Raw genomic sequence first — 20,966 nt, forward strand, 5'->3', positions numbered from 1 at the left:
ATGAAACGAATTGCACTTTTTCCTGGAAGTTTTGACCCATTAACAATGGGGCATTTAGACACAATTGAACGGGGAGCTAAGTTATTTGATGAACTGATTATTGGCGTTTTTGTAAATACTAATAAAAATAGTTTTTTTACTCATGATGAAAAATTAGTCACCGTTAAAGAGTCAGTAGCACATATTGAAAATGTAAAGGTAATTGCGCAAGAAGAAAAATTAACTGTTGATGTGGCAAATCAATTAGGGGCAAAATTTTTATTGCGTGGCGTTCGAAATGTAAAAGACTATGAATATGAAAAAGATATTGCTACAATGAATGCTCATTTAGATAAAAATATTGAAACGGTCATATTGATGGCTTCACCTAAATATAATCATGTGAGTTCTTCTATTTTAAAAGAAATTTGGAAATTTAACGGGGACATTCAAGATTATTTACCAACTGCAGTTTATACTGCTTTAGAAAAGAAGCGTGATCTATTTGAAAAATAAAAAAATGATTAAACGAATTATCGCTGCAGTTATTGCCGTTCTTATTTTAGCCTGCGTCGTTTTTCCGATTCCTTATTATGTCGAGTCACCTGGAGCTACAATTAATCTAAAAGAATTGATTAAGGTGGATAATCAAGCTGATAAACAGGATGGTTCATTTAGTTTGACCTCAGTTGGTGTTAGGAGGGCCACAGTTTTATTAGCAGCGATTGCCCAATTTCGTCCTTTTGAAGAAGTGATTTCTGCCAGAGAATTAACTGGTGGCTCTAGCGACGAGGAATACAATCAAGTACAACAATACTATATGGAATCTTCACAAAATGCTGCAATTCAACAAGCCTTGTCCTTAGCAGGTAAAGAGTACCAGTTAGAATATAAAGGTGTTTATGTTTTAAATATTGAAAAGAGCTCAAATTTTTATGGGAAAATAGCTGTTGGAGATACAATCACTGAAGCGGATGGCCAAACCTTTGAAAATACAGAAGACTTTATGGATTACGTAAAAAGCCAAAAAGTCGGACAAGAAATGACTATCACGTATACGCACGATGGAAAATCTAAAACAGTTAAAGAAAAATTAATTGAGTTACCTAGCGATAAAAAAGCTGGGATTGGTATTACTTTGACAGATCATACTGAGATAACTTCCGATTATGATGTTCAATTCGAAACGGAAAATATCGGTGGTCCATCGGCTGGGTTGATGTTTACTTTAGAAATTTACGAACAAATTTCCGGTGAAAACTTACGAAACGGTCAAAAAATTGCTGGAACTGGCACGATTGATTCAGAGGGAACAGTTGGCCGAATTGGTGGTATAGATAAGAAAGTTGCCAGTGCATCAGCTGATGGTGCAAAAATATTCTTTGCTCCAGATGATAAAATCACTAAGGCAATGAAAAAAGCTGATCCAACGATTAAAACCAATTATCAAGAGGCTAAAGCCGCAGCAAAAAAACTGGGAACAGACATGAAAATTGTTCCAGTTAAGACAGTCAAAGATGCATTAGATTATTTAGCTGAAAATAAATAAAAGAAAGCAAGAATTAATGAGGACATTAATTCTTGCTTTTTTGCGTACCTTTTAAATAAAGGAGGTATTTATTTGAAAAAAATTTGGGAAAAGTATAGTTGGTTCATTTTGGCAGGATTTGGTTTTTTTTCCATTCTTTTTTTAGTTTTGTTTAACTTATTTAAGGAACCAGAAGAATACGCTGAAGTGACCACTTTTTCAAGTTCCGAGCAAAAGACAATCGAAAGTACTGCTAAAGTTAATACAGATTGGTATGTGGATGTAAAAGGTGCAGTAAAAGCACCAGGTATGTACAAAGTAAAAGAGGGTACACGTTTAATGGATGCTGTTGACCAAGCAGGTGGATTTTTGGAAGAGGCTGACCGGAACCAGGTTAATTTTTCTAAACTATTAACTGATCAAGAAGTTATTTTCATTCCAAAAATTGGTGAAACTCCTCCCACAATTCAATCAGGAAAGACAATTATATCAGGTGATTCTTCTTCTGATGAAACTGGAAAAGTAAATATAAATACAGCAGATTCAACAGAGTTACAAACCTTATCAGGCATAGGTGAAAAAAAGGCCCAGGACATTTTAAATTATCGAGAGGAAAATGGCAGTTTTCAAAAATTAGAAGATTTATTAAATGTTTCTGGGATTGGCGAAAAGACGCTTGAAAATTTACGAGATTTTATTACAATTAACTAAAAAAGGAGAAATACTGTGACGACTGAAAGAATACCTTGGGATCAATATTTTATGGCACAAGCTGTATTGTTATCTTTAAGAAGTACCTGCACACGGCTAGAAGTTGGTGCAACAATTGTACGAGATAAAAGAATCATCGCGGGTGGCTATAATGGCTCTGTGTCGGGCGACGTTCATTGTATAGATGAGGACTGTTATGTTGTGGACGGTCATTGTATCCGGACGATTCATGCAGAAATGAACGCCCTACTACAATGTGCAAAATTGGGTATTCCTACCAATGATGCAGAAATTTATGTCACACATTTTCCTTGCTTAGCGTGTACCAAAGCGTTACTACAAGCTGGAATAAAAAAAATTAATTATCTGAAAGATTATCGTAATGATGACTATGCGGTGGACTTAATTAAACAGGTGGGAGCTAGTGCAAATCAAGTCTTTTTAGAAAGTAAATATTTTACCAAATTACAATTAGGAGAAGATGCTGCCACATCTCCTAGTGAATGATCAAAGAATGCCGAAATTATTTATTTCTGCCAATTGCCTGTGGTTTATTAGTCGCGACAAGTTTTTATGAAAAGAAACTTGTCTGGCTGATTTTTAGCTTGCTTTTATTCTTTCGAATTTGCTGCATGAAAAAACTAGGCTTATTTGTCTTGGTTTTCTTATGCAGCTTATTTGCTTGTATTCGAACAACTACATATGTAAATGGGTTGCAAACACCTTTAGCTGAAAAAATTGATGAGGTGGTTATATTAAAAGAAGATACCATCAAAATAAACGGTGATCAGTTACAAGCTATTGTTGAAATGAATAATAAAAAATATCAATTGTATTATCGTTTAAAAGAAGAGTCAGAAAAATTTTTTTGGCAAAAAGCCCATGTTCCTAATCAAATTAAAATAAATGGCAGTCTAAGTGCGTCTGAGCCAAAAAGAAATTTACATGGCTTTGATCAAAAAAAATATCATCAAAGCCAAGGGATTCATGGTGTTATTTCAGTCGATGAATTCGAAGGGATAGGCAGAAAAACTCAATTAGCCAGTTTTAGGTATCAAATTAGGCGAAAATTAGAACAGAATTTACCACAAAATTTAGCGACCTACACGAATGCTTTGATTTTTGGTTTTAGAGATGAAAACTTCAATCAGTTGACAGAAGTGTATCAAGTTAATGGATTGTTACATCTTTTTGCGTTATCTGGGATGCACATCACTATATATTTAGGTAGTTTTCATCTTCTGCTGAAGCGATTAGCCATTTTAAGACGGCCAAGACTAATACTGCTCTCTGTGGCAGGAATTTTCGTGATCATCATGACAGGTGGGAATTTTAGTGTTATTCGCGGTGTCTTAAGTTTTATGATTGCCTTTGTTTGTTTAACTTTTAATTTATCCCTTTCAAAATTAGATCAGTGGAGTTTGATGTGTTTAATTTTAACTTTGTGTTTTCCACTTGTACTTTGGTCAACTGGCGGTCGCTTGAGCATTTTTATGGCATTTCTGTTGCTTTATATTCCTAGTTTTAATTTAAAAGAATGGCAACAAAATTTACTGTTTTCATTCTTAATTATGCCAATTTTAGTGATTGAATTTGGTGAGTGGCCACTTTTAGGAGGTGTACTGACCTTTTTAATGGTCCCAATTTTCAAATGGTTCATTTTGCCTCTCTGTGGCTTTTTAACAATGTTTGGAAGTGTCACTCCAGCATTTATTCTAACAGTCTGTGAGCAGCTCATGACAGGCATTAACTTTATATTGTCCTTAGTAACAATGAAACCATTACAGTTCGGTAAACCTTTCTTCTTTTTAGCTATTTTACTATTGCTAGGTTTAATGCTTTTGGTTCATCAAATAAAATACCGACAAAAATTTATTCTTACTGCTGTAGTTGGCGTTGTGATAATTGCTAGTTTTAGTTTATTTACGCCTGGAATGGTGGCTTTTATTGACGTGGGACAAGGGGATAGTTTATTAATCAAATTGCCTTTTAAAAAAGAAACTTTTTTAATTGATACAGGCGGTCGTCTAAATTTCGAAAAGGAAGAATGGCAAAGATATCAACGAAAAGCTGCTTCGGAATATAATTTATTACCAGTACTAAAGGGAAGTAACATCAAAAAAATTGACCATTTAATATTAACCCACAATGATGCTGATCATTTAGGGGAAGTGAATCATTTATTAACTAAAATAAGAGTCAAAAATATTTATATTGGAACGGGTGCAAAAAAAGGATTTGCTGAAGCAATCGGAAAATTACCTATCCATACTAAATTGCACCAAATTAGAAAAGGCGATACAGTTGGAAAATACTTAAAACTACACATATTGGCACCTGAAAATGGCAAAGGTGAAAACAATGATTCAGTGGTTACTTTTTTTAAAATAAAAAAGAAACGATTTTTAATTACAGGCGATTTGGAAATTGCTGGTGAAGAAAAATTAATGGAAGACTATCCTAAGCTAAAAATAGATGTCTTAAAAATTGGCCATCACGGTAGCAATTCTTCTACGTCACCAGCTTTTTTAGCACAATTAAAAAGTCAAGAAGCGATTATTTCAGTAGGGCAGAATAATCGTTATGGACATCCGACAGGTGAAGTGTTAAAAACTTTGGCTGATTATCAGCAAATAATCTTAAGAACGGATCAACAGGGAATGATTTATTATCAATGGTATCAATTTTCTGATTTAAAACGAAAATGCTTGATAGATTTTCCGGTAAATTAGTGATAGCATAACAGACAGGAGGAGTTTATGAACGTACAACAAGCATTAAAAGAAATCACTAATGATCCCTTAAAACCTGTCTATCTTATTCTTGGAACAGAGGGTTATTTACAACAAGTGATTCGCAACGCTTTTTTCACACGGATGAAAAGGGACAATTTAGAAGAATTAAATTTTATGAATTTCGATAGTAGTGAAGGGAATCTTGCTAGTGTCGTGGCGGAAGCAGAGAGTCTGCCTTTTTTTGGAGATTATCGCTTAGTTTTTGTTGAGAACCCCAGCTTTTTGACTGGTGAAAAGAAAATAGCTGACCAGGAAGCCGCGATTGAGGAAATGATTACTTATTTAAAAAGGCCATTGGAATCAACTGTCCTAGTTTTTTGGGCCAATTATGAAAAATTGGATGCCCGTAAAAAAATAACTAAAGCATTAAAAAAAGCTGCCGAAACAATTGAAGTTGCACCCTTAGCTGAAGCCCCTTTGAAAAGTTATGTGCAACAATATTTAAAAAAAGAGAATGTTACGATCTCAGCCGAGGCTTTTGACTTGTTATTGCGCCTGACTGATTTTGACTTATCAAAAATCATGAATGAACTGGAAAAATTGATTCTAGCAGCTGATCCATCGGTTGGAATTACGATTGCTGAAGTTCGTAATCTTGTGCCTAAAACACTGGAGCATAATGTGTTTGAAATAACAGAGGAATTGTTGAAAGGTAATTCTGGAAAAACGATTCAAATATATCAAGATTTACTCCTTCAAGGAGAAGAAACAATTCGATTAAACGCGATTTTAATCAGTCAAATACGACTATTGCTACAGACCAAGATTTTGATGAAAATAGGCTATCAACAAGCTAACATTGCAGAAACACTGAGTGTCCATCCTTATCGGGTAAAGATGGCAATGCAACAAGTTAAAGGAATTTCTGAGAAATTACTGATTGATTTATTTGATCAACTTGTCGAGAATGATTTCTTAGTCAAGAGTGGGCAAGCCGACAAAGAATTAAGTTTTCAATTATTTGTTTTAAAAACGGCAGAAAAAATAAAATTAGCCAAATAAAAAAACCGATCCTGCGATCGGTTTTTATTATTTCGCTAATTTTTTAGCAAGACGTGATTTGTCACGAGCAGCTTTATTTTTGTGAATCAAACCTTTTGATTCAGCCATATCAATTGCTTTAACAGCAGCTTGGTATAATTCATTTGCGTTATCAGCACCGGCAGCTACAGCTTCTTCGAATTTCTTAACAGCTGTACGCATTGAGCTAGCTTGAGAAGCATTTCTGATATTTGCAGCTTCGTTTGTGCGAACACGTTTAATTGCAGATTCAATGTTTGGCATGGATTTTCACCTCCGATTTCAGATCTTATACGGAAAGTCCGTACAATTCAACATTACTCATTATACATAAAGGCGCAATCCAATGCAATGAATTCGTGACAAGTTTTTTTCCTTAACACAATTATTATTCTAAATGCTGCAATGGACAATCACTGCAATCCATCTGATTGTTTAGCAAGTCTTCTTTTAAAGGAATGAGTAATCGTAACCCATTAAAAATGACTAAAATTGTACTACCTTCGTGCCCAATAACTCCTAAAGGTAAATTTAGAAATTGTAGAAAATTACTAGCGATTAAAATGGCAATAACTAATAAGGAAAATACAATGTTTTGTTTAATAATGCGACGCATCTTTTTAGCAAGACGATGAGCATAACTTAGTTTACTTAAATCATTTTTCATAAGCACCATATCGGATACATCCATCGCAACATCAGTACCTTCGCCCATAGCCACACCAATTGTTGCAGTTGCTAAAGCCGGTGCATCATTTATTCCGTCGCCAACCATAGCATTAACACCATATTTTTCTTTCTCTGTAGTAATTAATTTCGTTTTTTCAGCCGGTAAACAATTGGCTCTGTATTCGTCAATTCCGACTGATTTTGCAACAGTGTGGGCAGCTCCTTCATTATCTCCTGTAAACATAGCTGTATGAACTTGATTATCTTTAAAGTACTGAATGACTTCACTAGCATTTGCTTTAGGTAAGTCTAGTAGTCCTAGTAAAGCAACTACTTCTTCATCTCGTGACAGAAAAATAACTGTCTTTCCTTGAGATCGCCAAGTTTCAGCTAAGTCATCATGAGTTGTTGACATTCCTGTTTTACCTAAAATCCAATGATGTTGTTGGTAAAAACTTTCTAGTCCAAAACCTGCTTTTTCTTCGACGGTTAATTCCAACATATTTTCTTCATGGAAAAACTGAGTAATCGCATTGGCTAAAGGATGACTAGACGCATGCTCCATCGAAAATAAGATTGCTGGAATCAAAGGATCAGCATCGAATACTTTGAAATTTGTTACACGAGGTTTTCCTCTAGTTAAAGTACCAGTTTTATCAAAGGCAATCGCCTTTAACTCTGCTAATTTTTCAAGATCTTTACCAGATTTAAACAAAATACCTTTCTTTGCACCATTTGAAATAGCTGCTAAAGTTGCCGGTGTTGCTGATGCTACCAGAGCGCAAGGGGAGGCGACAACTAATAAAACCATTCCGCGATAAAAGCTTTCATTAAAGGCCCAATTCAAGCCAAAGTGAGTAAAGGCAATAAATAGTGGAACAGCTAACAATACAATCTTGACATAAACATTTTCAATTTTATCGATAAAACTGGCAGTTTCGCCTTTCTCATTTTGCGCATTTTCAACTAGTTTAATGATTTGCGCAAATAAAGTATCTTCCGCACTTTTAGTAACCGTCATTTTGAAAGCATTACCTGTATTAATCGTCCCACCAAAGATATCATCACCAACATTTTTTTCCACTGGGACAGATTCACCTGTGATGCTAGATTCATCAATTGTACTGGCTTGATCTAAAACTATTCCGTCAATTGGGATATTGCTGCCTTTTGGTACAAAGACAGTATCTGCAATTTTTAAATCTTCAACCCCAATTTCTTGATTTGTTCCATCCGCTAAAACTTTTAAAGCAGTTGTTGGACTTAAATTCATTAAAGCAGTGATTTCTTTCGTGCTTTTATTGGTTGCATATTCTTCTAAAGCACCACTCAAACAGAAGATGAAAGTCAACATCGCCCCTTCAAACCAATTACCAATAATACATGCACCGATTGCTGCTAAAGCCATTAATAAATCCACGTTTAATGTTTTGTCTTGGATTAATTCCTTTATGCCTTCGTATGTTTGTTTCCAACCGCCACTAATAATAGCTAAAATAAATAGGAGCGGTGCGTAGGATAAGCTAAAATACATTATCACTCTACCAAAAATCAAGAATCCCAAACAGAAAATTGTTGAGAGAAAAGCTTGTCTTTCTTCTTTACTCATCACAATTCCTCCTTTCATAATCATGATAGCATAGAAAAAAACTAATTGATAATTAAATCGCGTAATTGAGAATGAAAGTGATTATCATTTAGAAAAGAGCAAAATAAAAAGACTCTCGCAAGAGTCTTTTTATAATAATTATAATTACATAGCAATAATCCAATAAGCAATTAAGATAATACCTAAGACAATCCGATACCAGCCAAAAACTGTAAAATCATTTTTCTTAATATAATCCAATAAGAATTTAATGGCAATGATCGAGACAACATACGCGGTAATCATCCCGATTAATAGAATAATTATTTGTTGAGCATCAAACGAATTACCGTTAGCTAGAAATTTAACAATTTTCAATCCACTGGCACCAAACATTACTGGAATTCCCAAGAAGAAAGAAAACTCAGTTGCAACGTAACGAGACGCGCCAATTAAAATAGCTCCTAAAATTGTGGCTCCAGAGCGAGAAGTCCCAGGGATTAAAGACAAGACTTGAAACATACCAACAATAAGAGCCGCTTGATAAGTAAAATCATTTAAAGTTGTCCATCTTGGAGTTTTGGTTTTATTTCTTTTTTCAACAACAATGAAGGCAACACCATAGACAATCAACATAATAGCAACCGGTAAAAATTTATGGAAATGTGCATCTAACCAATCATCTAAAGGTAAGCCGATAATCGCAGCCGGGAAACAAGCGATGATAACTTTTGTCCAAAGAGTCCAAGTATCACGTTTTTCAACTGAGTTTTTCGTACTTGAAAAAGGATTCAGCTTTGCGAAAAAAAGATGAACAACGGCAAGGATTGCACCTAATTGAATCACTACGTTGAACATTTCGGTAAAAGCCGATGACACATTCATCTTAATAAATTCATCAGCTAAAATTAAATGTCCAGTTGAAGAAATTGGTAGCCATTCCGTGATTCCTTCAATAATACCTAAAATAATTGCTTTAATTATATTTGCAACAAACATTAAAAAATCCATCCCTTCAAATTCATAACAATCACTAGTATACCTTTTAGAAAAATATTTGACTATCTTAAAAAGGCTAAGCTTTTTTTAAGAATAAAAAAACTGGGGAGATTTTTTATTCTTCCCAGTCCATAAATATTTATTTTTCTTCGGCCATAATTAAACGACCACGTTCCTGATAAGAGATATCATTAATTGAACGAATTGAAAATTTTCCATCTTCATAACGTAGACGATTGATACTACCATTTTCTAAGTTCGCTCGAACAGGTTGCTTGTCATCAATTAGACTTAACATAAAAGCAATTGTTAATCCATGAGAGACTACTAAGACATTTCCGCCGCCACGTTCTTCACGATACTTCGCCATATCTTCAAAACCTTGCCATACACGATTTTTTAAAACTTCATACGGTTCAGCCCAGTTTGCAGTATCTGCGCCAACAATTGCATTAGCAATCTCTTCAAAAGTGACATCTGTTGAGAATAATTCATCTTCAGTTTTGAAATTCAGAACGCGTGGAAGAACTCCCCACATTTCTGCGTCGTAACCGCCCTCTAAAGAGCCAAAACACCATTCCCGTACACGTGGATCTGTTTTATATGGGATTACATCTTGGTGGGGATGTTCTCTTAAAATTAAGCGAGCTGTTTCAATTGCTCTACCTGAATCACTTGAATAAGCTTCTTCAAACGCTGTATCTCTTAAACCTAAACCAACAGCAGTAATTCCTTCACGACCCGGTTTAGTCAAAGGCGTATCACACCATCCCTGAACTCTTGCTAATGTGTTGAACATTGTCTTTCCGTGACGTACCAAATATAAATTTGTCTCTTTCATTTAAAAACCTCCAAAATAGTTTTAATTATTAAAAAACGGATTTGTATCGATTTCATGACCAATCGTTGTTGCTTCGCCATGGCCTGGATAAGCAGGTAATTCTCGTGGCAAACTAAATAAATTTTCTGTGATACTTGCCAGTAATTGTCCTAAATCACCACTATATAAATCAGTTCTCCCGATACTTCCCTTAAATAAGGCGTCCCCAACAACCACAAAGTCTTCAAAAACAAAACTTAAACTGCCAATCGAATGACCTGGTGTTGCCACAACCGAAAATGTCATTCCGCCTAATTCATAATCCCTTAATTCAAATTCGAATTCCGCTGGTTTGGCATAAATATCCGGCACGAAAGGATTATTTAAAGAGCCATTGTGCTGAGGATTAGTTAACCATTCTTGTTCTAATGGACTCACATAAACTGGTATTTCATATTTTTTTCGAATCAATTCCAAGCCCACAATATGATCATAATGAGTGTGTGTTAGCAAAATTGCCACAGGTTTTCGATTGATTCGCTGAATAGCGTCAATAATTTTTTCCACATCTGATCCTGGATCAATAATTAATAGATTTTCTTTATTATAAATAAAGTAAGTATTTTCTCCCGCAACTTGATTAGTTATTGCTTCAATCTGCATATGATTCCCTCCAAACAATTCCACTATATTATACCTTAAATTTAAAAAAATAGAAAAAGCATTAGTTCAATTGAACTTTTCATTAAAAACTTTCGTTATTAAAGTTAAAGGATATAAGGGGAGGTGAAAGAAATGAAAGAATTAGAAATCTTATCTTTAATTTCAATTGCGATGGTTTTAGATTTATTAACAGGAATAATTAGTGCAAGAATCACTAAATCTATTTCATCAAAAGTCGGAATCAATGGTATTTTGAGAAAAATTGCTAGCTTAATGTTACTTTTATTTTTGTGGCCTGTAGCTAAAATTATTCCCTTTCACGCAGGGCAAGCATTGCTTTATACTTTCTACTTAAGTTTTTTGTGGATGGAGGTTGTATCAATTTTGGAAAACTATCAAAAAATGGGTATTCAGATTGATCAGTTTAAGAAATTACTAGAACAATTAAAGAAGAAATGAACTTGACGAATAAATGAAATTCGCTTATTGTGGCACTTGTGAAAGAGGTGAGTGGATGACAGTTAAAAAGATTGCTGTTCGAAAATTAGTTGAGTTTATAATGCGTACGGGTAGTATTGATGAAGGGAAAAATAGTCAACATACTGCTCAAGAAGGTGCTAAAATTCATCGCTCACTACAAAAGCAGGCTGGTACTGGTTATGAAAAAGAGGTTTGGTTAAAAAAGCAATTGACATTAGCTGATGAAACCATTCAAGTTGAAGGTCGAGCCGATGGAATTATCACCTCAGAAACAGGCATAACAATCGATGAAATAAAAACTTCTGAAACTCCCTTTGAAGATTTAACTGAAGGATTAGTAAATTTATTCTTTTATCAAGGCATGGTTTACGCTTATATATATGCTGAAAGTCAAGAACTGTCAGAAATCAATGTCCAAGTTCGTTATTTTCAAACCATTGAAAAGAAAATAACTACTACTACTAGAAAATATTCTTTCGATGAGCTTGTCAGTTTCTTTTCAGACTTAATGAGTCGCTATGAAGGTTGGTTAGTTTTTGAAACTAATTGGCATCAAATCAGAAATCAATCATTAAAGGAATTGCCTTTTCCTTTTCCACAATATCGTACTGGTCAAAGAGAATTAGCTGCAGCGGTCTATAAAACAATCTATCATCAACAGCAACTATTTGTTGAAGCGCCAACAGGTACAGGCAAGACACTCTCGACTCTTTTTCCCGCTTTTAAAGCGTTGGGAGAAGGCGTCGGAGAAAGAATTTTTTACTTAACTGCCAAGACTATTACACGGACAGTTGCAGAGGAAACAATTGATAAATTAGCGAAAAAAAATGGACGGGTAAAAAGTGTTACATTGACAGCAAAAGATAAAATTTGTTTTTTATCAGAGCGTAACTGTACGCCCGAGCACTGCCCATTTGCCGCTGGATACTATGATCGCGTCAACGATGGATTATGGGATATGTTGCAAGAAGAAGATCAGTTTACGCGACCAGTAATTGAGCAATATGCAAAAAAACATCAATTATGTCCCTTTGAACTATCTTTAGATGTTAGTTTATTTTGTGACGTGGTCATTGGTGATTACAATTATTTATTTGATCCAGTTGTTCATTTGCAACGATTTTTCGAAGAAGAAAACCCAAACAATATTGTACTGGTTGATGAAGCCCATAACTTGGTAAACCGTTCCAAGGAAATGTATTCTGCTGAAATTTCTAGAGAAAAAATCTATACAGTGGGTCAAGCTACAAAAAAATCCTTTAGAAAACTACGTAAAGCATTCAATCAAGTAGACAATGAGTTTGAACTAATTCATAAAGTTCTCGAAGAAAAGAACACAAATTACCATCATCAAAAAGCCGCCGCTGAAAGTTTAGTCAATCGTTTATACTCATTACAAGACCTAATGAAGGAATGGCTCGCTGAGCATCCAGAAGATGATAATCAAGAGAAAATGTTGAATCTATATTTTGATATTTTACGCTTTACACGACTAAGTGAATTTTATGATGATCACTATGAAACTACTGTTGAGAAAAAGCAATATGATTTAATTGTTAAAATCTACTGTATTGATCCGTCTCTATTTTTACAACAATCAATGAATCTTGTCGGAAGTACTGTTTTATTTTCAGCTAGTTTCTCTCCTTTACCATATTATCAGGAAGTGCTATCTGAAAATACGGAAAGCTTAACTTATCGATTGCCAAATCCATTCCCAAATGAAAATAGATTATTATTAGTTCATAACAATATCCAAACAACTTATCAGAAAAGACAACAAAGTTTGCCAGAAGTTGTAAAATCGATCGAGGCATTAGTAAAAGTAAAAAAAGGTAACTATTTGGTCTTTTTCCCGTCATTTCAATATTTAGATGAAGTGGCTGAGGAGTTTAAACGAACATTCCCAGAATATAACTCCTTAATTCAAGCAAGTCAGATGAGCGAATCAGAGCGGGAACAGTTTTTAGCAAACTTTGATGGGAATAATAAAGAGACCCTGGTTGCTTTTGCTGTTTTAGGAGGAATATTTTCAGAAGGAATTGATTTAACTGGTGATAAACTCATCGGCGTTGTTGTTGTTGGAGTAGGATTGCCTCAGATTAACCATGAGCAAAATTTGATAAAAGATTATTTTGATGAGAAAAACAATCAAGGATTTAGTTATGCTTATCAACTACCGGGAATCAATAAAGTTATTCAAGCAGCGGGTCGGGTAATTAGACAAATGAATGACCGTGGAGTTATTTTATTATTAGACCAGCGTTTCAATCAAGCTAGCTACCAAAAGTTATTACCACCAAGCTGGTATGACCGCAAGATTATTCATCGAACAACGGAAATATCTATAGAAGTAGAGAAATTTTGGCAAAAAAAGCTAGCTGATACATCAGCTAGCGATAATTAGTAAATTGCACATCAATTGGTAAATCTAAATCTTTTACTAATGCAATAACTTGTTGCAAGTCATCACGATTTTTGCCGGTTACCCGTAATTGGTCTTCTTGCACTTGAGACTTAACTTTAATCTTACTATTTTTGATGGCTGTATTAATTTTTTTGGCCACATCACGGTCAATGCCACTAATTAAATCAGCTTTTTGTCGAGCCGTACTGCCAAGAGCATGCTCTGATTGACCAAAATGAAGGTTCTTTAAAGGAACACCGCGTTTAATTAATTTGCTAAATAATACATCTTTAATTTGTTCAATCTTGTAATCATCCGGACCGCTAACAACCAGTTGATTTCCTTCTAACTGAATATCAAAATTATCACCCTTGAAGTCAAAACGATTATTCAATTCTTTTAAAGCAATTTGAATCCCGTTTTTGACTTCTTCTTTGTTTACCTCTGAAACAATGTCAAAACTTGCATCTTTCGCCATAATTTCCCTCCTTTTTCTTTAGTTTATCAAAAAACGATAAGAAAGCCATAATCTTTCTCCCATAAGTCTTAAAAAATATTGCTATTTTATTGAATAATAGATTAAATAAATAATGGATAATATACATAGGAGGGATTGTTTTGCAAAAAGTGATTAATTACACCACGAATGATTTGACTAAAAAGGTGGTTGTAATCTTATTAACTGGTTTGTCTGGCGCAGTTGGTTTGAATTATTTTTTGATTCCGGCAAATGTTTTTTCTGCTGGAATGACAGGGATTGCTCAGATTATTGGCGCCTTTTTCCAACAAATATTTGGCGTTTCAGTTGATACAGGGATTTTAATTTTTCTACTGAATGTTCCAGTTTTTATCTTAGGTTTTATTAAGCTTGGAAAATCTGCCATGATTTTGAGTTTCGCAAATGTTATTTCTATGTCGGTTTTTACGACGTTGGTTCCTGTCGGTGAAATTACTCATAACGTACTTATGAATGCGATTACTGGTGGCGTACTACTCGGAGTAGGGGCTGGCTTTTCATTGAAACTTGGCTTTACAACTGGTGGTTTAGATATTGTTTCATTGCTTTTATCAAAAACTACAGGGCGAACCGTTGGGAATTATATGATGGCTTTAAATGGTGTCATCGTAGTAGTTGCCGGTTTCTTCTTTAATTGGGAAAGTGCTTTATATACAATTATTACTATTTTTACTATGAGTACAGTCGTAGATGCTATCCATACTAGCCATCAAAAAATGACTGCTTTCATTTCTACTGCTCATGGCAAAGAAATGCGAATGGCTTTAAGTGAAAATTTGGTACGGGGAATGAGCGCCATGACTGCTAAAGGTGGATTCAGTGACACACCCCTTGATGTAATCATGATTGTTGTGACTCGTTACGAGCTTTACGCTTTAAAACAAATTGTTGCTGAAGTTGATCCAAAATCATTTACAAATATCGTTGCCACCGAATCAGTCGTTGGTAGCTTCTGGAGCCAAGAACAACAAAAACAAGCAAAATCTAATAAGTAAGTGCTAATTGAGAAAGAATTGCTTTAATTCTCATTTACAAAACACTTTATATGAAGTAAAATAATAACGAAACTTCGAAAGGGAGTGGACATAACATGGAAGAAAACAAAGAGTATCGCACAGCTGAAGAAATGGAAGAGATTAAAGAACGAATCTTGACAGCTTTAGAATCTGTCATCGATCCAGAATTAGGTATTGATATTGTGAATCTTGGTTTAATTTATGATGTTGACTTTGCACAAGACGGAAACACCGTAATTAAAATGACTTTAACTACGATGGGTTGTCCGTTGGCAGATATTTTAACAGACTCAATTCAAGCAGCTTTACATGAGATTCCTGAAGTATCTAATGTGGAAGTAAAACTTGTTTGGTATCCAGCCTGGACCACTGACAAAATGTCTCGTTATGCACGAATTGCTCTAGGAATTCGTTAATATTTTTATTAAAAAAAAGCAACTCTCACTCAAAGAAATATGGGTGAGAGTTTTTTTGTATCAAAATTTAACCAATCAAAATTTAACCAATCAAAATTTGTTTAGATCAAAAAAAGCTGAAAGTTAGATTAAAGAAAGTAGTTTCCTGGTGCGGTCTGCGGCTCTTTGATTAAGTTTGGTTAGTTCACTGGCAATTTCAGGGTCTGAACTGTTTTGTAAAGATAATAGTCGATAAATAAGTTTTAAATCTTGTTGTCTGACTTTAGGGAAATGCTGCAGCAAAGCTTGATTTAAATCAGCATTCATTTGATTAATACCAATTAAATCGTTTTTTTGAATAGTGTAGTTTGTTAAGAAATGATGCAGCCTTTGGGTAGAAGATAGTTGCTCAGTATTAAAGCCTTGTGCCCAAGCGAAAGTCAACAAAATAAAAGTATCAAGATCATCTAATTGTTCAGTAAAACTGAGCTGACTCATTTTAAGCAAGTCATTTTTAACTGTTTCAACTGCGACTTTATCGTGGGTTTTTAATTTTACAAAAAAAGCAGTAAAGTTTTCACTCTCAAGCAAATTCAGGGTTAAAGCTTTGTACCAATTGTAGTAATGAGAGTGGGAATATTTGTAAATTTTATGGTTTTTTTCAAAAGTAAGCTCTTTTTCAGTCATATTAATTCCTCCATTTTTCTAAGTATACTTTGAATAGTCAAAAAGTTAAATTCTTTGTGCTAAAAAAAACTTCGGTTATACTGAAATGAAATCAGAAGTGAGAGGATTATTATAAATGAATGAATTGATACAAACGTTTAGCGAACGAAAAGGGGAACTACTAAGCGCGATTTTTGAACACTTGGCAATATCATTAAGTGCCTTGATGATTGCTATTATTATCGCAATTCCATTGGCAATTTTATTAAGTCAACATAAAAAAATTGCAGAAGTAGCATTACAAATTACCAGTATTTTACAGACGATTCCGTCATTAGCTTTGTTGGGATTATTGATTCCTTTTGTAGGAATAGGAACTGTTCCAGCATTGATTGCTCTGGTGGTTTATGCTCTATTACCAATTTTTCAAAATACTTATATTGGCTTGTCAGAAATTGATCCTTCCTTAGAAGAAGCAGCGGATGCTTTTGGAATGAGTCGTATGCGAAAATTATTTAAGGTAGAATTACCGATTGCTATGCCAGTTATCATTTCTGGTATTCGTACTGCTTTGGTTTTAATTATTGGAACAGCAACACTGGCAGCGTTAATCGGGGCTGGTGGTTTAGGGACATTTATTTTGCTTGGAATTGACCGTAACGATCCAACACTAACTTTGATTGGTGCAGTGAGCGCTGCTTTATTAGCGATTATCTTTAGCGGACTGATCCGTTTCTTACAAAACCGTTCAATGAAAACCAGCTTGATTACATTTGTGATTCTTATTTTGGGGATTGGTGGTATTTTTGTTGCTCAAAATACCGGTAGCAGTCAAGAAACCATCACAATTGCTGGGAAACTTGGCTCAGAACCAGATATTTTAATTAACATGTATAAAGATGTGATTGAAGATAATGATTCAGATGTAAATGTCGAATTGAAGACTAACTTTGGCAAGACTAGTTTTTTATTCAGTGCATTAGAAAATAATCAAATCGATATTTATCCTGAATTTACTGGTACCGTCTTGGAAAGTTTGGTTAAAGTACCAGAAAATAGTCCAACTGACTTAGATGAAAATGGCACGTATCAAGAAGCCAATAAATTGTTGCAGAACCAATTTAAGATGGAATTATTAAAACCGATGGCTTATCAAAATACTTATGCTTTAGCGATGCGTAAATCTCAAGCAGATGAATTAGGAATTAAAACAATTTCTGATTTGAGAAATTATGAAGGTACTTTAAAAGCAGGTTTTACCTTAGAGTTTATCGATCGGCAAGATGGTTATCGAGGGATTCAAGAAAAATACAATGTAAACTTTAACTCAGTGCAAAGCATGGAACCGGCCTTACGTTATCAAGCAATTAATAATGGTGATGTTGATATAGTTGATGCTTATTCAACCGATAGTGAGATTAAACAATATGATTTGGTTCCTTTAGAGGATGACCAACATTTATTCCCTTATTATCAAGGAGCTGCATTATTGAAAGAAAGCTTTGCCAAAGATCATCCTGAAGTTGTTAAAGCCTTGAATAAGTTAGCAGGAAAAATTACTGAAGATCAGATGGTGGATATGAACTATCAAGTGAATGTTGAGAAAAAAGATCCAGCAGATGTCGCTCATGACTTTTTAGTTAAAGAAAAAATCATTAAGGGGGACAAGTAGATGGAAACAATGATTGAATTTAAAGATGTTAGCAAACAGTTTGATGAGGGAAAAGTCTTAAATGATATTAATTTGAAAATCAATCAAGGAGAAATATTTGTTTTAGTCGGCCCTTCTGGTAGCGGAAAAACCACTTCGTTAAAAATGATTAATGGTTTGGTTGAACCAACCGATGGTGATGTATATTTCAAAAACAAGCGAATTAAAGAATATAACATTCAAAAACTACGTTTTCAAATTGGTTATGTTTTACAACAAATTGCGTTATTTCCAACTATGACTGTAAAAGAAAATATCGAAGTAATTCCTGAAATGCTAGGCTGGACCAAGGATGCCCGTAGTCGCAGAGTCAACGAGTTAATGTCTGAGGTAGATTTAGATCCAGAGACTTATCGTGATCGTATGCCAGCAGAATTATCTGGTGGACAAGGTCAGCGAATTGGGATTATTCGCGCCTTGGCGGCTGAACCAGACTTGATTTTAATGGATGAACCATTCAGTGCCCTAGATCCGATTTCTAGAAATAGTTTACAGGATTTGGTCTTGGAATTGCATGAAAAGCTGAATAACACGATTGTCTTTGTGACCCACAATATGAAGGAAGCCATGAAGTTAGGTGATCGTATCGCTGTGATGAGAGATGGAAAAGTGATTCAATGCGCGACACCTGAAGAAATTCAAAATAACCCAGCCGATGAGTTTGTTTTAGAATTTTTTGACGAAACTCAAGATGAAAATAATGTAAAAACATTAGCAGACTTGGTAAGTACTGATAATTATGAACAAACAACTGTACCAGAAAATCAAACCATTTATTCATTAGATACGACTCTTAATGAAGCTTACGAAGTTTTAGCGAAACAAGACTTGCTTTTTATTCGCTTAAAAACCGGTTCTTTTGGTAAAATTACTAGACAATCAATGTTTTGCTATTTAAGTCGGGAGGATAAAAAATGAAATATGATGCAATAGTTATCGGTAGCGGTCCAGCAGGTGGTGCAGCAGCCTATGGTCTTCAGGAAAGTGGTAAGAAAGTTGCTGTCATTGAATCAGAATTATGGGGCGGGACTTGTCCTAACTATGGTTGCGACCCAAAAAAAATCTTAATGAGCGCTGTTGAAGCAAAATATAAAGTAAAAAATCTAATCGAAAAAGGTTTAGAAACAGTTCCAACAATTAATTGGGAAGATCTAATGCAACACAAAAAAGACTATACAGACTTTGTTCCCAAAAACACAGTAGCTGGTTTTGCTGATGCTGGCATTGATTATTTTGAGGGTCAGGCAGAGTTTTCTGGACCTCATGAATTAATGGTCGGTGGAGAGATCTTAACAGCTGAACAATTTTTAATAGCTACCGGACAACGTTCTCGTTTGCTTTCAGTAGAAGGACAAGATTATTTGCAATCAAGTCGTGACTTTCTAGAAATGAGTCATTTACCAGAGAAAATGGTTTTCCTAGGTGCTGGTTACATTGCGATTGAATTAGCAACAATTGCGAATGCAGCTGGTAGTGAAGTTCATATCATTCATCACAATGATCAACCGTTAAAAGAATTTGATCCTGATTTAGTCGCTGATTTAGTACAACATTTGACTGAAGAAGGCATTCAGTTTCATTTTAATGTTGATATTAAGAAAATCGAAAGTATCAATCCACATTTCAAATTATCGGGCGAAGATTTTGAGATGGTCACTGATGTAGTTTTTGGTGCAACTGGTCGAATTCCGAATATCGAAGCGTTAAACTTAGATAAAATTGGTTTACAATATACAAAACAAGGAATAGTTGTGAATCAATATTTACAAACGAATCTTCCTCATATTTATGCGGTTGGTGACGTCATTGCCAAAAAACAACCTAAATTAACACCAGTTTCTGGTTTTGAAGCAAATTATGCTGTATCTGCCATGAATGGCAATCAAAAACCAATTAACTATCCTTTGATTCCAACCATTGTATTCGGTGATAAACGCTTGGCAACAATTGGTTTAAGTCAAAAAGAGTTAATGGATAATGCTAATGAATACCATAGCCAAACAATTGATTTAAGTGACTGGTACACTTATCGCCGAATAAATGAAAAGGGTGCGAAAGCAAAGGTTGTTTATGATTCCTCTGATAAGATTGTAAAAATCAGTCTATTGTCGTCTTTGGCAGATGAAGTTATCAATGATCTTTATTTTGTGCTAGAAAATAAAATTTCTAAAGAAGAAGTTAGTAATTTTATTTTTGGCTATCCCACACCAGCATCGGATTTAGAATATCTTATTTAAAACAGAGGGGAACCTCTGTTTTTTTTATCGATTTTATGCTAAGGTTTTAAAACAAATACGTATCAGGAGAAAAAATGAAAACAGACTTAACATTAGAAATGGAAAAATCACTTTATTTTTATTGTATGGAATTAGGTGGGATTGTCGTAGAAGAAGTTACCATGCCGGAAGAACATGGTATTGTAGACACTTTAGCTTGTTTTTTTAAAGAAAACAAAATGGAATGGCGTTGCTATGAATTAAAGGTAAGTAAAGCGGACTTTATGTCAGCTGCAAAGCTTTCTTTCGTAGGAGATTATAATTATTTTGTCTTACCAACTGAGCTTTATGAAAAAGTTCAAGGGTTAATTCCTGCAGAGATTGGCGTGTTGGTTTATCGTCGCTATGATCAATTTCAAGAGGAACAGATGGCTCCGGGTACTTTTATCTTAGCCAAAAAACCACAAAAGCAGTCTTTAAAAGTGCCAGAAGATTTATTGCTAGAACGTTTTATGTTTTCATTATTTCGGGAAGTTCGCAAAGCGAAACAAATGTCTTATGGAACCAGTTTTTTCCCAACTGAAGCTTTATATAAAGAGTTGAAAAAGCGTGGACAAGAAAAGGATCATTTACACTCAGAAAACTTCCACGATCGCTTTTTTTCAGATGTTGAAAACGCGCGTATTAAAAGTTTAGAAGAAGAACTGACGGCTCTAGAACAAGATTATCAATTTTTAAAAAGCCAGAGAAAAGTTAAACGACGTCCAACAGAAAGATTGGAGTGAG

21 protein-coding genes are annotated in these 20,966 nt (G+C 34.6%); 14 read left to right on the forward strand and 7 right to left on the reverse strand.

Annotated elements, in window-relative coordinates:
* The 6 genes from coaD (at position 1) to holA (ending at position 6,015) form a co-directional block, all read left to right on the forward strand.
* Positions 1-495, forward strand: a complete 495-nt coding sequence (gene coaD, locus ACVWNY_RS06355) for a pantetheine-phosphate adenylyltransferase (protein ID WP_218325318.1) — start codon at positions 1-3, stop codon at positions 493-495.
* A complete protein-coding gene (locus tag ACVWNY_RS06360; protein ID WP_218325317.1) occupies positions 485-1,528 on the forward strand; it encodes a SepM family pheromone-processing serine protease in 1,044 nt (347 codons plus the stop codon). The genes coaD and ACVWNY_RS06360 overlap by 11 nt, the downstream gene beginning before the upstream one ends.
* 72 nt (positions 1,529-1,600) lie before the next feature.
* Positions 1,601-2,218 carry a helix-hairpin-helix domain-containing protein gene (locus ACVWNY_RS06365; protein ID WP_454071839.1) on the forward strand — a complete coding sequence of 206 codons (618 nt, stop codon included), beginning with the start codon at positions 1,601-1,603 and terminating at the stop codon, positions 2,216-2,218.
* A gap of 15 nt (positions 2,219-2,233) precedes the next feature.
* Positions 2,234-2,725, forward strand: coding sequence for a ComE operon protein 2 (locus ACVWNY_RS06370; protein ID WP_218325316.1), 492 nt, complete (start codon positions 2,234-2,236; stop codon positions 2,723-2,725).
* The gene (locus ACVWNY_RS06375) at positions 2,722-4,950 is read left to right on the forward strand and encodes a DNA internalization-related competence protein ComEC/Rec2 (RefSeq protein ID WP_454071840.1); all 2,229 of its coding nucleotides are present in this window, start codon (positions 2,722-2,724) and stop codon (positions 4,948-4,950) included. Before ACVWNY_RS06370 ends, ACVWNY_RS06375 begins: the two co-directional genes overlap by 4 nt.
* Positions 4,951-4,977: 27 nt before the next feature.
* Positions 4,978-6,015 (forward strand): DNA polymerase III subunit delta, encoded by a 1,038-nt coding sequence (gene holA, locus ACVWNY_RS06380; protein ID WP_454071841.1) that lies wholly within the window; start codon positions 4,978-4,980, stop codon positions 6,013-6,015.
* Between the two features lie 27 nt (positions 6,016-6,042).
* Here holA and rpsT read toward each other — a convergent pair whose 3' ends face one another.
* The 5 genes from rpsT to ACVWNY_RS06405 form a co-directional block, all read right to left on the reverse strand.
* On the reverse strand, positions 6,043-6,297 hold the full coding sequence (gene rpsT, locus ACVWNY_RS06385) for a 30S ribosomal protein S20 (RefSeq protein ID WP_218325313.1): 255 nt from the start codon (positions 6,295-6,297) through the stop codon (positions 6,043-6,045).
* A 124-nt stretch (positions 6,298-6,421) separates the two neighbouring features.
* The gene (locus ACVWNY_RS06390; RefSeq protein WP_218325312.1) at positions 6,422-8,311 is read right to left on the reverse strand and encodes a heavy metal translocating P-type ATPase; all 1,890 of its coding nucleotides are present in this window, start codon (positions 8,309-8,311) and stop codon (positions 6,422-6,424) included.
* 144 nt (positions 8,312-8,455) lie between these two features.
* Positions 8,456-9,289, reverse strand: coding sequence for an undecaprenyl-diphosphate phosphatase (locus ACVWNY_RS06395; RefSeq protein WP_218325311.1), 834 nt, complete (start codon positions 9,287-9,289; stop codon positions 8,456-8,458).
* Between the two features lie 139 nt (positions 9,290-9,428).
* The gene (locus ACVWNY_RS06400; RefSeq protein WP_218325310.1) at positions 9,429-10,130 is read right to left on the reverse strand and encodes a histidine phosphatase family protein; all 702 of its coding nucleotides are present in this window, start codon (positions 10,128-10,130) and stop codon (positions 9,429-9,431) included.
* A 21-nt stretch (positions 10,131-10,151) separates the two neighbouring features.
* Positions 10,152-10,772, reverse strand: a complete 621-nt coding sequence (locus ACVWNY_RS06405; RefSeq protein ID WP_218325309.1) for an MBL fold metallo-hydrolase — start codon at positions 10,770-10,772, stop codon at positions 10,152-10,154.
* Between the two features lie 132 nt (positions 10,773-10,904).
* On the opposite strand from ACVWNY_RS06405, the gene ACVWNY_RS06410 reads away from it, so the two are divergent.
* On the forward strand, positions 10,905-11,231 hold the full coding sequence (locus tag ACVWNY_RS06410; protein WP_218325308.1) for a phage holin family protein: 327 nt from the start codon (positions 10,905-10,907) through the stop codon (positions 11,229-11,231).
* A gap of 55 nt (positions 11,232-11,286) precedes the next feature.
* Positions 11,287-13,659, forward strand: a complete 2,373-nt coding sequence (locus ACVWNY_RS06415; RefSeq protein WP_218325307.1) for an ATP-dependent DNA helicase — start codon at positions 11,287-11,289, stop codon at positions 13,657-13,659.
* Here the strand turns inward: ACVWNY_RS06415 and ACVWNY_RS06420 are convergent.
* On the reverse strand, positions 13,646-14,137 hold the full coding sequence (locus ACVWNY_RS06420; protein ID WP_218325306.1) for a YajQ family cyclic di-GMP-binding protein: 492 nt from the start codon (positions 14,135-14,137) through the stop codon (positions 13,646-13,648). The two genes, ACVWNY_RS06415 and ACVWNY_RS06420, sit on opposite strands and share 14 nt — an antisense overlap.
* Before the next feature lie 140 nt (positions 14,138-14,277).
* Here ACVWNY_RS06420 and ACVWNY_RS06425 point away from each other — a divergent pair, with 140 nt between their 5' ends.
* Both ACVWNY_RS06425 and ACVWNY_RS06430 read left to right on the forward strand, forming a co-directional pair.
* Positions 14,278-15,171 (forward strand): YitT family protein, encoded by an 894-nt coding sequence (locus ACVWNY_RS06425; protein WP_218325305.1) that lies wholly within the window; start codon positions 14,278-14,280, stop codon positions 15,169-15,171.
* A 95-nt stretch (positions 15,172-15,266) separates the two neighbouring features.
* Positions 15,267-15,608 carry a metal-sulfur cluster assembly factor gene (locus ACVWNY_RS06430; protein WP_218325304.1) on the forward strand — a complete coding sequence of 114 codons (342 nt, stop codon included), beginning with the start codon at positions 15,267-15,269 and terminating at the stop codon, positions 15,606-15,608.
* Positions 15,609-15,731: 123 nt separating this feature from the next.
* On the opposite strand, the gene ACVWNY_RS06435 is transcribed toward ACVWNY_RS06430, so the two are convergent.
* Positions 15,732-16,274 (reverse strand): hypothetical protein, encoded by a 543-nt coding sequence (locus ACVWNY_RS06435; protein ID WP_218325303.1) that lies wholly within the window; start codon positions 16,272-16,274, stop codon positions 15,732-15,734.
* 115 nt (positions 16,275-16,389) lie between these two features.
* On the opposite strand from ACVWNY_RS06435, the gene ACVWNY_RS06440 reads away from it, so the two are divergent.
* The 4 genes from ACVWNY_RS06440 to ACVWNY_RS06455 all read left to right on the forward strand — a co-directional run bounded on the left by ACVWNY_RS06440 (position 16,390) and on the right by ACVWNY_RS06455 (position 20,965).
* The gene (locus ACVWNY_RS06440; RefSeq protein WP_218325302.1) at positions 16,390-17,925 is read left to right on the forward strand and encodes an ABC transporter permease/substrate-binding protein; all 1,536 of its coding nucleotides are present in this window, start codon (positions 16,390-16,392) and stop codon (positions 17,923-17,925) included.
* Entirely contained in the window at positions 17,926-18,882 is a 957-nt protein-coding gene (locus ACVWNY_RS06445) for an ABC transporter ATP-binding protein (protein ID WP_218325301.1), read from the forward strand.
* Positions 18,879-20,201 (forward strand): dihydrolipoyl dehydrogenase family protein, encoded by a 1,323-nt coding sequence (locus ACVWNY_RS06450; protein ID WP_218325300.1) that lies wholly within the window; start codon positions 18,879-18,881, stop codon positions 20,199-20,201. Before ACVWNY_RS06445 ends, ACVWNY_RS06450 begins: the two co-directional genes overlap by 4 nt.
* A gap of 74 nt (positions 20,202-20,275) precedes the next feature.
* A complete protein-coding gene (locus ACVWNY_RS06455) occupies positions 20,276-20,965 on the forward strand; it encodes a hypothetical protein (protein WP_218325299.1) in 690 nt (229 codons plus the stop codon).
* The last annotated feature ends 1 nt before the right edge of the window (position 20,966 follow it).

Source organism: Enterococcus sp. JNUCC 77 (assembly GCF_054819945.1).

Bases quoted from the DNA above. Each gene is read 5' to 3' on its own strand.
- ACVWNY_RS06445 (WP_218325301.1), top strand. From the start codon at position 17,926: ATGGAAACAATGATTGAATTTAAAGATGTTAGCAAACAGTTTGATGAG.
- ACVWNY_RS06390 (WP_218325312.1), bottom strand. From the start codon at position 8,311: ATGAGTAAAGAAGAAAGACAAGCTTTTCTCTCAACAATTTTCTGTTTG.
- ACVWNY_RS06455 (WP_218325299.1), top strand. From the start codon at position 20,276: ATGAAAACAGACTTAACATTAGAAATGGAAAAATCACTTTATTTTTAT.
- ACVWNY_RS06405 (WP_218325309.1), bottom strand. From the start codon at position 10,772: ATGCAGATTGAAGCAATAACTAATCAAGTTGCGGGAGAAAATACTTAC.
- ACVWNY_RS06440 (WP_218325302.1), top strand. From the start codon at position 16,390: ATGAATGAATTGATACAAACGTTTAGCGAACGAAAAGGGGAACTACTA.
- ACVWNY_RS06395 (WP_218325311.1), bottom strand. From the start codon at position 9,289: ATGTTTGTTGCAAATATAATTAAAGCAATTATTTTAGGTATTATTGAA.
- coaD (WP_218325318.1), top strand. From the start codon at position 1: ATGAAACGAATTGCACTTTTTCCTGGAAGTTTTGACCCATTAACAATG.
- ACVWNY_RS06400 (WP_218325310.1), bottom strand. From the start codon at position 10,130: ATGAAAGAGACAAATTTATATTTGGTACGTCACGGAAAGACAATGTTC.
- holA (WP_454071841.1), top strand. From the start codon at position 4,978: ATGAACGTACAACAAGCATTAAAAGAAATCACTAATGATCCCTTAAAA.
- ACVWNY_RS06415 (WP_218325307.1), top strand. From the start codon at position 11,287: ATGACAGTTAAAAAGATTGCTGTTCGAAAATTAGTTGAGTTTATAATG.
- ACVWNY_RS06410 (WP_218325308.1), top strand. From the start codon at position 10,905: ATGAAAGAATTAGAAATCTTATCTTTAATTTCAATTGCGATGGTTTTA.
- ACVWNY_RS06450 (WP_218325300.1), top strand. From the start codon at position 18,879: ATGAAATATGATGCAATAGTTATCGGTAGCGGTCCAGCAGGTGGTGCA.
- ACVWNY_RS06430 (WP_218325304.1), top strand. From the start codon at position 15,267: ATGGAAGAAAACAAAGAGTATCGCACAGCTGAAGAAATGGAAGAGATT.
- rpsT (WP_218325313.1), bottom strand. From the start codon at position 6,297: ATGCCAAACATTGAATCTGCAATTAAACGTGTTCGCACAAACGAAGCT.
- ACVWNY_RS06375 (WP_454071840.1), top strand. From the start codon at position 2,722: ATGATCAAAGAATGCCGAAATTATTTATTTCTGCCAATTGCCTGTGGT.
- ACVWNY_RS06435 (WP_218325303.1), bottom strand. From the start codon at position 16,274: ATGACTGAAAAAGAGCTTACTTTTGAAAAAAACCATAAAATTTACAAA.
- ACVWNY_RS06420 (WP_218325306.1), bottom strand. From the start codon at position 14,137: ATGGCGAAAGATGCAAGTTTTGACATTGTTTCAGAGGTAAACAAAGAA.